Origin of the sequence: Corynebacterium sp. (genome assembly GCF_030826625.1) — a bacterium.
In the GTDB taxonomy this organism is placed as follows: Bacteria; Actinomycetota; Actinomycetes; order Mycobacteriales; family Mycobacteriaceae; genus Corynebacterium.
Genome location: NZ_JAPJNQ010000070.1, coordinates 1 through 11,121, shown reverse-complemented (window position 1 = coordinate 11,121; position 11,121 = coordinate 1). Strand labels below are relative to the sequence as shown.

Genomic DNA, 11,121 nt, shown 5'->3' with positions numbered 1-11,121 from the left:
TCGCTGCGCTTGTCGCTGGTTTCTTGTGTGCTGGCTTCTTCTTCGTCGGCGTCGTCTCTGCAGCCGCAAGCTCTGCGGCTTCGTTCACCGCAGCTTGCGCGGCAGCGATACCCTGATCTGCGGCTACTTCTTTTAACGCCTCGCGAAGCTTTTTTCTTCCCCGGTTCAGCCGGCTCATCACAGTTCCTAGCGGAATTTCCAGCACGTCGGCGATTTCCTTATACGCCAAGCCGACGACATCAGCGTAATAAACCACGCGCCGATATTCCTCGGATAGATCATTCAAAGCCGCGGCAATCGTCGTGTCGGGCATCGCGGCCAGTGCTTCAACCTCCGCAGAAACCAGTCCCGCGGAATCGTGCCCGGAGGTGGTATACAACTGGCTATCGGTGAGCTCATCCGCGCTGGTCTGCAGTGGTTGCCGCTGCTTTTTGCGGTAGTTGTTGATGTAGGTGTTCGTCATGATCCGATACAGCCACGCCTTCAGGTTGGTCCCCGGGGTGAACTTCTCGAAATTCTGAAAACCTTTCAGATAAGTCTCCTGCACCAGGTCTTCGGCATCCTGCGGGTTGCGCGTCATTTTCAGCGCCCCGCCATATAGCTGGTCCAACAACGGCATCGCTGCATCTTCAAAGCTGGTGCTTGCCGACGCCTGTTGCGCGCTGGACGACGCCGTCTGCTGGGTAGCAACGATCTCCGTCGTATCGGGCGGCACACCGGCCGCCGGATCGCCATTGAGCTGCGTTCTCATCCACGTGTCCTTTCCGGGGTGAGCTCGTCCACAAGTCTCGTCTACTAGTATGGCCTGCATGAACAAATTCTGGGCTGCCCCGTACGCCGAACACCCGGTTTCGCACGTGCAAGCGATTCCCGGATCCAAATCGTTGAGCAACCGCGCCTTGGTTCTTGCCAGTCTAGCCGATCGTCCCTCCACGATTCTGCGCCCACTGCATTCCCGCGATACCCAGCGCATGGCACAAGCGCTGCGCAACATGGGCATCGGAGTCACCGAAGAATCCGACCGCATCACCGTCGAACCTGCCTCCCTACAACCCGCGAAAATTGACTGCGGGCTCGCCGGTACAGTCATGCGCTTTCTGCCTCCACTGGCCGCGCTGGCTACGGGAACGGTGGAAATCGACGGCGATGAGCAGGCCCGTGCCCGCCCCATCGGGCCGCTTCTCGACGGGCTACGCGCACTCGGAGTCACCGTCGATGGCGAGCATCTGCCGTTTCGCATTGTCGGTGCCGGGGTGCCGGCAGGCGGCGTTGTTGAGATTGATGCCTCTGGTTCTTCCCAATTCGTCTCTGGCCTGTTGCTTTCTGCCGCCCGCTACACCGAAGGCATCACTGTACGCCATATCGGCAGTTCATTGCCATCAATACCGCACATCACCATGACCGTAGAGATGCTGCGCGATGCCGGGGTGCGCGTCGATGTCGCCGAAAACGAGTGGCACGTCCACCCCGGTCCGATCCGTGGTGGCACCTGGGATATCGAACCTGATCTCTCCAATGCCACCCCATTTTTGGCAGCCGCAGCAGTCACCGGTGGCACGGTCAGCATCCCCCAGTGGCCTGCTCACACCACACAGCCCGGCGAAGAAATTCGCCCGATCTTGCAGGAAATGGGCTGCGACGTGGTGCGCACGGAAAGTGGTGAGTTGCGCGTGACCGGCCCCGCCGACGGCCAGCTGCGCGGCATCGAGCGCGACATGGGCGATATCGGTGAGCTCACTCCGACGGTCGCTGCCCTGGCGGCACTTGCCACCAGCCCGTCGACGTTGACCGGCATTGCTCACCTGCGCGGTCACGAAACTGACCGACTCTCCGCCCTGGCTACCGAAATCAACCGCATCGGTGGCGACTGCCAGGAGCTTGCCGACGGCCTGTTGATCCGTCCCGCGTCATTGCACGCTGGCCGCTGGCACTCGTATCACGACCACCGCATGGCCACCGCCGGTGCCATCATCGGCCTGCGAGTGAAGGGCATCGAAATAGAAAACATCGACACCACGGCAAAAACTCTGCCGGGTTTCGCCGACATGTGGGAAGCGATGGTGTACTAGATGGCCCGGCGTGATTGGGATGAATCGGACGTCAAAATCCGCCCCGGAAAGGGCTCGAAACCGCGGACGAAAAATCGCCCGCAACATAAAAATGCCGTTTTCGGAATGGTGATTGGCAAAGACCGCGGGCGTTGGACCGTTGCCTTAGATGATGGACCGGATGTGGTGTGCATGCGCGCCCGCGAGCTGGGCCGCACCCCCATCGAGGTTGGCGATCGTGTCGGGGTCGTCGGTGATACTTCTGGCAAAAAAGACACCTTGGCCCGGATCGTGAAACTCGCCGAGCGTAGCTCTGTGCTGCGTCGTACCGCCGATGACACCGACCCCTATGAGCGCATCGTCGTCGCCAATGCGGATCAGATGTTGATCGTCACCGCGGTCGCCGATCCCCCACCGCGCACGGGGTTTGTCGAACGCGCATTGATCGCTGCATTCGTGGGCAATATCAATCCAATTTTGTGCCTGACCAAAACGGATCTGGCCGACCCCTCTGAATTCGCTGCGCAGTTCGCAGACCTAGATATCACCATCGTGCACGCGGGCACCTCTGATGAGCTTGCCGACGTTGCCGGGCTCGTTGCGGGCCACCGCACGGCCTTGATCGGTCATTCTGGGGTTGGGAAATCCACCCTGGTCAACCGCTTGGTGCCGGAGGCGGACCGGGCTACGGGCGAGGTTTCTGCCATCGGCCGGGGTCGACATACCTCCACGCAATCGGTTGCACTGCGGCTACCGACCGAGCTGGGCGACGGCAGCGCGCCCTCTGAACACGGTAGCCACAACGGTAGCCATTCCGGCTGGTTAATTGATACCCCCGGCATCCGCTCGTTCGGGCTGGCACACGTCGATTCTGAGACTGTGTTGGAGGTATTCTCTGACCTCGATGAGATCACTGAGGATTGCCCGCGCGGTTGTTCGCATATCGGTCCCCCGGCCGATCCGGAATGCGCGCTGGACGCGATTGCTGCGGATGATCCAGAACTAGCACCGACCCGGCAGCGTCGCGACGCCGTGCGCAGGTTGTTAGAAGCGCTGCGCACTAACGTCGACTGGGAAAACTAGCGTCGACTGGGAAGACTAGCGCAGCAATTAACACCGCAACTAGTTGTTCGGACTAGTTGCTCAGCTGCACCAACGCGTTGAGTTCATCGGCATCGTAATAAGCCATGAGATTATCTTGCGCATCACCGACGGCGAGTTCAGCATCTTCGTCGCCTAGATCTGCGGCGTCAATGAGCTCAATGGCTTTCGCGGTGGCTTCTTCGGCATCAGCGACGTCCATATGAATGGCGGCGAAATCGCGCACCTGAATGACGGCAGGGTCGAGCTTGATCACCGGCTCGCCCATTTCTGGGTCCGGGGTACAGTGTGCTTCCGGAACATCAGCAGAGATCACGACGCGACGGTGAGGGAGCTCGGAATCGCCAGCAGCTAATAAGCGCAAGGAAGCCTCGGCTGCGGAGTCAAAAGCGATCATCTCGATTTCTTCTTCCTCACCTGATTCGAAGTAATCCCGCAATGCCGCGGTCAGGGCGAATGCCCACCCACCTTGGGCGGGGAATTCTCCATCTTCCGCGCATTTTTTCAGCAGGCTAAATGTCGCAGGCAGGTAGATGCGCATCTTAGAATTCTCCGTCGATATCAAAAATAGCTTGGATTTCGACCCCAGAACGGTCGAATTGGGTGTAGAGCACACCAACCATGCCATAGCCGACCGAGGCCCGCACATTGTCGATGCCATCATCGACCATCACGCAATCGTTCAGCGGCAAATCCATGGCGGCGGCTGCGTGCTGGAAAGCACCCATTTCTGGTTTTTCCATGCCGATTTCACCGGAAAGCAGCACCGCATCGACGATGCCGCGGTATTCCCATTCACGGATAGATTCAGCTTCCGGCCCACCGGGGTGGTTAGACAGTATTGCGGTAGCAACGCCGTTCGAACGGGCTGCACCGAGCAGGTTGCGCCAGCGGCGCTGATCTTCTTCGGAGCCGTCCAGCACTCCGGTATAGCCCAGGATTAATCCACGCATATATTATTCTTCCTTTTGCCCATTTTGTTGCCCATTTTGCTTCTGCCCCATCATCGACTCCCCTGTTTTGGGGAGCCCAGTTTAAGGGCCTGGTGTGCATTTTTGCACTAAATTCCACACAGGTCGGTTGCGACCAGGCACACTGGATACAGTACCTCTTTCAGTACTTTCCAGGGGGGATACCATGCTGGCTGCCATACCAGGATATGCACATTTGCGCGTCTATATTCCTGACGAACCGGAGCGCGATCCTGCACATGACGTGACAGACATTGACGTTTTACATCGTTATGCACCTCTGTTGCAGATTGCATTAGAGGTAATCAGTGGCGTGCGACCAGGCCACCAGGTGCGCCACTCGCGTTTTGGTTCTGCAGTGCGCATCCATATTGCCGCCCGGCGACGTGGATCGGGGGCAGAAAAAATTTCCGGCCCTGTGGCGGTGAAGTCTCTACACAGCCGCCCATCGTCGACCGAAACCGATGGCTGGGAATTATTCGGCACCGCACTGATTGGCGCGGCGCAAAGCCGCCGCCGCTACGGTTTTACTGCCGTGTGCAGTGGCGAACAGCTTGTTAGCTTGCGGGTGCTGTCGGGTTAGCTAACCCGGAGCCTAATTCCCCAGAACCAAGCCATCCGGCGCACCAGAAAATCCGGCACGCTAGAAATCCGGCGCATTAACCGCCCATTACGCTGTTAGTGGCACCTCCGCCACCAGCCGACTGAATCGGGGTGCCCGGATCGGCTTCTGGCTGGTCCTGCTGTGCAAAGCGCTTACGGAGCATGAACAACTGGCGCACGGTTTCTTCCTTGATGGCCTCGTTCATGGCATTGAACATGTCGCCGCCTTCCTTCTGGTATTCCACCAGTGGATCACGCTGCGCCATAGCTCGCAAGCCGATGCCTTCTTTGAGATAGTCCATCTCGTAGAGGTGCTCGCGCCATTTCTGGTCGATGACCGGCAAGATGATCATGCGTTCGGTATTGCGCATCTGCTCATCGCCACCGATATCCGCAACGGCTTTTTCCAGCTCGTCGTATTCGCTTTGCGCATCAGCGGTCACGGCCTCGCGAAGCTGTTCGGCGCTCAGCTCACCGGCAGCTCCGTATTCAGTGCCGTCGACCAGCTCCTGCCAGCGAATGGTTGGCTCGTACAGAGTGTTTAACGCGTTCCACAGCTCGTCGAGATCCCAGTCTTCGACATAACCGACCGCGGTGGCTCCGGAAACGTAAGCGCCGATGGTGTCATCGATCATCTTGCGCACGTGCGAAGAAATATCCTGTGAGGTCAGAATTTCGTGGCGGGTGCCGTAAACAACTTTGCGTTGCTCATTGAGCACTTCGTCGTACTTCAGGACGTTTTTGCGCATCTCGAAGTTCTGGTTTTCCACCATGGCCTGGGCACCCTTGATGGAATTAGAAACCATCTTCGCCTCGATAGGAACATCATCCGGAACGTTGAGGCGGTTCATCATGTTTTCCATGGACTGGCCGACGAAGCGCACCATCAGCTCATCTCGCATGGACAGGTAGAACCGGGTTTCACCTGGGTCACCCTGGCGTCCCGAACGGCCACGCAGCTGATTGTCGATACGACGTGACTCGTGGCGTTCGGTGCCCAGCACGTACAAACCGCCGGATTCGCGCACTTCGTCGCCGCGACGCTTGCTTTTCGCCTTTTCCTCTTCGATTTCGTTGTCCCAGGCTTCCTGGTAGGCCTCTTCGTCATCGAATGGATCCAGGCCACGTTGGCGCAGGCGCATATCCAGAATAACTTCTGGGTTACCACCCAGCACGATGTCGGTACCACGGCCAGCCATGTTCGTCGCGACGGTGACGTTGCCAGGCAGGCCCGCACGCGCGATGATGTTGCCTTCTTCTTCGTGGTATTTGGCGTTCAACACGTTGTGCTCGATGCCCTTGCGGGTCAACAGCTGCGAGAGATATTCGGAGCGCTCAACGGAGGTGGTACCCACGAGCACGGGCTGGCCGACGGAGACGTGTTCTGCGATGTCTTCGACCACCGCGGAGAACTTCGCTTCCTGGGTTTTGTAGATCCGGTCCGGGTGATCTTCACGCTGGTTGGGCTTGTTCGTCGGGATCGGTACGACGTCGAGCTTATAAATCGAGTTCAGCTCGGCAGCTTCGGTCTCTGCAGTACCGGTCATGCCGGAAATCTTGTCGTAGAGACGGAAGTAGTTCTGCAGCGTAACCGTCGCCAGCGTCTGGTTTTCGTTTTTGATCTCGACTTTTTCTTTAGCCTCGATCGCCTGGTGCATACCTTCGCTGAAGCGACGTCCGGCTAACACGCGGCCGGTGAAGCCGTCCACGATCATGACTTCGCCCTCGCGGACGATGTAGTCCTTATCGCGCACGAACAGCTCTTTGGCTTTCAGTGCGTTGTTCAAAAATGAGACCAGTTGCGCATGTTCTGGGGCATAAAGGTTGTCGATGCCCAGTTGGTCCTCGACGTATTCCACACCGTCTTCGGTAATACCGATGGTGCGTTTGCGGTGGTCGACCTCATAGTGCTTGCCTTCGCGCATGCGCGGCGCCAACTGAGCAAACACCGAATAGTATTGCGAGCTGCCGTCGACGGGCCCAGAGATGATCAGCGGAGTACGGGCTTCGTCAATAAGAATCGAGTCCACCTCGTCGACGATGCAGAAATTGTGGCCACGCTGTACCGAGTCTTTGAGCTGGCGGACCATGTTGTCGCGCAGATAGTCGAAGCCGAGCTCGTTGTTGGTGCCGTAGGTGATGTCAGCGGCATATGCTTCACGGCGTTCTTCGGGGCGCATCTGCGAAAGAATCACGCCGACTTCCAGACCCAACCAGCGGTGGACACGGCCCATCATTTCGGCGTCACGTTTCGCCAGGTAATCATTGACCGTGACGACGTGGACGCCCTTGCCTTCCAGCGCATTGAGGTAAGCAGGAAGCACGGAGGTCAGGGTTTTACCTTCACCGGTGCGCATCTCAGCGACGTTGCCGAAGTGCAGGGCGGCGCCGCCCATGATCTGCACTAAGAAGTGCTTCTGGTCGAGAACGCGCCAGGAAGCTTCGCGGGCTACCGCGAATGCTTCAAGCATGATGTCGTTGAGATCTTCACCATCGGCTAGCCGTTTGCGGAATTCGCCCGTTTTGTCCTTCAATGCCTCATCAGACAGTGCGGCATACTCGTCCTCGAGCGCCATGACGTCTTGGGCAATTTTCTTCAGGCGTTTGACGGTCTTGCCTTCACCAGCCCGGAGAAGCTTAGAAAGTCCAAACACAGGTGTGCCATCCTTTAAAGTCACGAATAGGTTTTGCTCTGGGCTATTCTACGCGCGCAGCAACAAAAAATTGCCCTAGGCCGATGTTAATGAGCAACACACTAGGGTTTCATCGGCCTGGGCGGGCAATTCGGCTGATCTTCTAGCTCTATAACAGAACCCGATCAGGGGTATTTGTGCGAGGTTAGTTCTCGTCGCCCTCGGTCAAGGAGATCAAGCCGTAGTCGAATGCGTGACGACGGTAAACCACCGACGGACGGTTGTTCTCGCTGTTGATGAACAGGTAGAAGTCGTGGCCGACCAGTTCCATTTCTGACAGGGCATCGTCGACGCTCATCGGAACAGCGGCATGCTCCTTTTCACGAACGATCTGACCTGGCTCGATATCTTCGACGGAATCAGCGTATGGGTCAATGTCGTACTGTGACTGCTTTGCCTGTTCTTGTGCTTCTGCCTTCGCAGCAGCAACCATTTCAGCAGCCAACTCGCCAGTACCCTTCGGCGCGCGGTGGCCGGACTTGGCGGCCTCTCGGCGCACCTTTACCTTGCGCAGGCTGCGGGACATCTTCTGCAGCGCGGTCTCCAAAGCGGCGTAGAACGAATCTTCTTTCGCCTCAGCACGCAGCAGGTGGCCTTTACCAGTAGCGGTGATCTGAATGCGGGAACCCTGCGCTTCACGGCGTGGATTCTGCTCCTGCTTCAACTCCACGTGGAAAAACGTCAGCGTTGGGTCCAGCTTTTCGATGCGGGAGAGCTTTTCATTAACACGCTCAGCGAAGTGCTCCGGCACCTCGACGTTACGACCAGTGATCGTAACCTGTGCTTCTGGGGCTTGAGCGTCGTTAGTGTTGTTCGTCATAGCTATATCTTTCCCTTTCATCTCGGTTGCTCTACTTTTATTATATCAACCGCGAACTAGTTTGACCTGGGTTTGGACTGGGAATTAGCGCTTAATTGGAAAAAATTTTCAGCGCTTTTCTACCTTTAAGCAGCCGCCAAAACCACACACCCAGCAACGTCCGCACCAGCATAAATAAGCGTGTCGACGGTCGCGGCCAAGGTCGCTCCAGTCGTCAGCACATCATCAATCACAACGATTTCCACTCCGGGCGGTAGCTCGCGCAATAACTGCACATTGCCACGGACGTTGTGGAGCCGATCATCCCGGTTGAGCGCGGATTGATCTGGCATCACGGGTGCCAAGCGTACCGCTTCGATGACCGGGAACCCACTGCCCAGGCACAACTGCGTCATTGGATCACCGCCGCGCAGCCTGGCTGAGCGCGCACGGGTGGGGGCTGGAACCAACACCACACGATGTGAAAACTCCCCGCGCGCCTGCAAGGTTTCTACCGCTGCCCGCACCACCGCGGCAATATAAGGACGGATCGCGCGATTATTACGTTCTTTCATCTCTAGGATGACTTCGCGGTGCGGGCCACCATAGCCACCACAAGCGTATACCGGCGCGAGCACACCAGCCTTCGGGGCGATGCGACGAGGTGGCTGAGCCAGCAGCTTACGGCATTGTCGGCACAAACGCTCACCAGCTTTTCCGCATCCCGCGCAACGACGAGGCAAAACCAGCTCCACAAACCCCGTTCTCACAACAAGCCCTCGAGTGCTGTGCTCCTCATTACGACGAAATTTCGACATACCCCCGCCAAAACCACAACTCAGCTCCAGATTTTTCGGCTCCCCGTAAACCTGTATGCGATTTTACTTACATTGAAGTACCCGGGGATTCGTTCCGATTGCGCAGATGGAAAATCTGGGGCATTTCACAAAGAAATTTTCTAAATAGAATCGATAAATGAATTGCTCCCCCGTCACAATTGCAGTAATCTAAACAACACCAGTTCCAACTGGAGATATAAATCACTTCATAGTCATGGAAGGAATCGACATGAAGCCTTCCGCAAGTATAAAAGCGATGATTATGTCTGCTGTTACCACAGCCACAAAAGGCCCAGACACTCATCGACTTCCGACCTGGAATGTGGGACGAGATATAACAACATATTGGCTAAGGATGCAAGAAGGACGCGATAATGTTCAGCGCTGAGCATATAAACAAACATTTCTCCGACAAAGGAACACGTCATACCGCGGTTACAGATTTTTCGGGTTCCTTTAGCCAATCGGTAACCGCCATCATCGGTGCCAATGGCAGCGGTAAATCGACTCTTATCAAAGTCCTCTGCAGCATAGACAAACCCAGTTCCGGCATTGTTTATTATAACGGCGCACCATTAAAGGGGCGCAACCTGCAAAATTTCCGCGAACAAATCGGCTATGTCCCGCAAGACGTCAATTTTGTACCTTCGATGACCTGTCACGATGCCCTTGCCTATTCAGGTTGGGTCTCTGGCATGGATAAAGTGGCGATACGCAAACGCATACCCGAAGCATTATCGCTGGTGAATTTGAATGGGATGGAGCGAAAGAAAACCAAAACGCTATCAGGTGGACAAAACCGCAGATTGGGAATTGCTGCCGCGATCCTCCACCACCCAAAAATCCTATTCTTGGACGAACCGACAGCCGGTTTAGACCCGTCAATTCGAAAAGATATCCGCCAAACACTGAGTACCCTTTCGGACTCTACGAAAATAATTTTGTCCACGCACCTCACCAATGACCTGGAGGAAATCTCGACAGATACATCCGTCATTGCGCTGGACCGTGGAGTAACTAGCTATGACGGCCCTTGGTCTGCGCTGAAGGCAAAGGCCCTAGCAACTGTCAGTAACACTAGCGCTAGCCAAGATCTGCTTGAAGACGTGTTGACCATGCTCAAGCAGCAAAATGATGGAAAAGATGTAAACGATGATTCTTTATAAGTTGGGTTCGCCAGCCTTCCCTGTCCTCGGCTGGGTCTGGGTTATCGGTGCATTTGGTGCCTCCTTATTCATCTCAGTGCAAACTTTGGGATTGGCCTACATCCGCTGGGCGGACGTGGAAGCGTCGCTCCGATTCCTCTTATTCTTTCTCGCTATGGGCATTGCCGTCGTCGTTTCATTTAACGTATCGGCGCTTTACAGCCCCAAAACTCTGACGAATTCGCCTCTTGGCAAGCGCCCAATTCTCATTCAAATAAGGGCACTCGTCGCTTGCCCCACGCTTATTGGGACCATCGCTGTTATCGCCGGAATAAGCCCACTGCTATTCAAAGCCACCATAGACAGTGGAACTATTTCTATACCTTTCCTGCTGGTCTTCCTCAATTGCATAGCATTTCTTTTTGTGGTTGCACTAGCATCAGCATTGCTCGCGTTCACCGTCCGATCATTGCACCCCATTATTGCCGTACTTTTAAGTGCAATTACTCTCTATCTATTTCTTTTCCTTAAAGCCATCCTGTGGACAACGTGGCTCATCAGTCCTGCACGTGAAGTAATCAATGCTATCCCTACGCAACTTAATTACTTCAATTCAATTGTCAGTCTTTTGAGCACGATTTTATTCGCAACCGGGCTAGCCTGCATCATTGTGCTAGCTCACGTGCTATCGCAAAAGAAAACCTCCCTATTATATCTTCCGGTGATTTCGGTAAGCGGATTATCGATGATCTTCTTCACAGTGCTGGGAATTGATTACGCTGTCGGTGCTCCCGCCAAAACAGAAAATGACCTCTGCCAAACTTCACAACGAGGCACCGAAATATGTTTCGACGCAAGTGATGCACCGGTTGCGTCCGCTAGCGTGGTGTATCTGTTACCCGGGTGAAGCCTCGTTTCGATA

At 55.9% G+C, this 11,121-nt stretch carries 11 protein-coding genes; 5 read left to right on the top strand and 6 right to left on the bottom strand.

Annotated elements, in window-relative coordinates; translation table 11 throughout:
* Positions 1-619: sigma-70 family RNA polymerase sigma factor (locus tag RCH87_RS08515; protein WP_306516281.1), on the bottom strand; the 619-nt coding region annotated here is incomplete at its 3' end.
* Positions 620-800: 181 nt separating this feature from the next.
* On the opposite strand from RCH87_RS08515, the gene aroA reads away from it, so the two are divergent.
* Both aroA and rsgA read left to right on the top strand, forming a co-directional pair.
* Positions 801-2,069 (top strand): 3-phosphoshikimate 1-carboxyvinyltransferase, encoded by a 1,269-nt coding sequence (gene aroA, locus RCH87_RS08510; RefSeq protein ID WP_373690959.1) that lies wholly within the window; start codon positions 801-803, stop codon positions 2,067-2,069.
* Positions 2,070-3,131 carry a ribosome small subunit-dependent GTPase A gene (gene rsgA, locus RCH87_RS08505; protein WP_306516279.1) on the top strand — a complete coding sequence of 354 codons (1,062 nt, stop codon included), beginning with the start codon at positions 2,070-2,072 and terminating at the stop codon, positions 3,129-3,131.
* A gap of 52 nt (positions 3,132-3,183) precedes the next feature.
* Here the strand turns inward: rsgA and RCH87_RS08500 are convergent, their stop codons facing one another.
* Both RCH87_RS08500 and RCH87_RS08495 read right to left on the bottom strand, forming a co-directional pair.
* Entirely contained in the window at positions 3,184-3,690 is a 507-nt protein-coding gene (locus tag RCH87_RS08500) for a hypothetical protein (RefSeq protein ID WP_306516278.1), read from the bottom strand.
* A 1-nt stretch (position 3,691) separates the two neighbouring features.
* Complete coding sequence (locus RCH87_RS08495) at positions 3,692-4,102, bottom strand: HAD hydrolase-like protein (protein ID WP_306516277.1); 411 nt, start codon at positions 4,100-4,102, stop codon at positions 3,692-3,694.
* 184 nt (positions 4,103-4,286) lie between these two features.
* On the opposite strand from RCH87_RS08495, the gene RCH87_RS08490 reads away from it, so the two are divergent.
* Positions 4,287-4,703 carry a hypothetical protein gene (locus tag RCH87_RS08490; RefSeq protein ID WP_306516276.1) on the top strand — a complete coding sequence of 139 codons (417 nt, stop codon included), beginning with the start codon at positions 4,287-4,289 and terminating at the stop codon, positions 4,701-4,703.
* 76 nt (positions 4,704-4,779) lie between these two features.
* Here RCH87_RS08490 and secA read toward each other — a convergent pair whose 3' ends face one another.
* The 3 genes from secA to RCH87_RS08475 all read right to left on the bottom strand — a co-directional run bounded on the left by secA (position 4,780) and on the right by RCH87_RS08475 (position 9,033).
* On the bottom strand, positions 4,780-7,377 hold the full coding sequence (secA, locus tag RCH87_RS08485; RefSeq protein ID WP_306516275.1) for a preprotein translocase subunit SecA: 2,598 nt from the start codon (positions 7,375-7,377) through the stop codon (positions 4,780-4,782).
* A gap of 184 nt (positions 7,378-7,561) precedes the next feature.
* On the bottom strand, positions 7,562-8,236 hold the full coding sequence (gene hpf, locus RCH87_RS08480; protein WP_306516274.1) for a ribosome hibernation-promoting factor, HPF/YfiA family: 675 nt from the start codon (positions 8,234-8,236) through the stop codon (positions 7,562-7,564).
* A gap of 125 nt (positions 8,237-8,361) precedes the next feature.
* A complete protein-coding gene (locus RCH87_RS08475; protein WP_306516273.1) occupies positions 8,362-9,033 on the bottom strand; it encodes a ComF family protein in 672 nt (223 codons plus the stop codon).
* Between the two features lie 395 nt (positions 9,034-9,428).
* Between RCH87_RS08475 and RCH87_RS08470 the strand changes: the two genes are divergently transcribed.
* Both RCH87_RS08470 and RCH87_RS08465 read left to right on the top strand, forming a co-directional pair.
* A complete protein-coding gene (locus tag RCH87_RS08470) occupies positions 9,429-10,220 on the top strand; it encodes an ABC transporter ATP-binding protein (protein WP_306516272.1) in 792 nt (263 codons plus the stop codon).
* Positions 10,207-11,106: a hypothetical protein gene (locus RCH87_RS08465; protein WP_306516271.1), complete on the top strand. Its 900-nt coding sequence runs from the start codon at positions 10,207-10,209 to the stop codon at positions 11,104-11,106. Before RCH87_RS08470 ends, RCH87_RS08465 begins: the two co-directional genes overlap by 14 nt.
* The last annotated feature ends 15 nt before the right edge of the window (positions 11,107-11,121 follow it).

Bases quoted from the DNA above. Each gene is read 5' to 3' on its own strand.
- aroA (WP_373690959.1), top strand. From the start codon at position 801: ATGGCCTGCATGAACAAATTCTGGGCTGCCCCGTACGCCGAACACCCG.
- RCH87_RS08500 (WP_306516278.1), bottom strand. From the start codon at position 3,690: ATGCGCATCTACCTGCCTGCGACATTTAGCCTGCTGAAAAAATGCGCG.
- hpf (WP_306516274.1), bottom strand. From the start codon at position 8,236: ATGACGAACAACACTAACGACGCTCAAGCCCCAGAAGCACAGGTTACG.
- RCH87_RS08475 (WP_306516273.1), bottom strand. From the start codon at position 9,033: ATGTCGAAATTTCGTCGTAATGAGGAGCACAGCACTCGAGGGCTTGTT.
- RCH87_RS08495 (WP_306516277.1), bottom strand. From the start codon at position 4,102: ATGCGTGGATTAATCCTGGGCTATACCGGAGTGCTGGACGGCTCCGAA.
- rsgA (WP_306516279.1), top strand. From the start codon at position 2,070: ATGGCCCGGCGTGATTGGGATGAATCGGACGTCAAAATCCGCCCCGGA.
- RCH87_RS08465 (WP_306516271.1), top strand. From the start codon at position 10,207: ATGATTCTTTATAAGTTGGGTTCGCCAGCCTTCCCTGTCCTCGGCTGG.
- RCH87_RS08490 (WP_306516276.1), top strand. From the start codon at position 4,287: ATGCTGGCTGCCATACCAGGATATGCACATTTGCGCGTCTATATTCCT.
- RCH87_RS08470 (WP_306516272.1), top strand. From the start codon at position 9,429: ATGTTCAGCGCTGAGCATATAAACAAACATTTCTCCGACAAAGGAACA.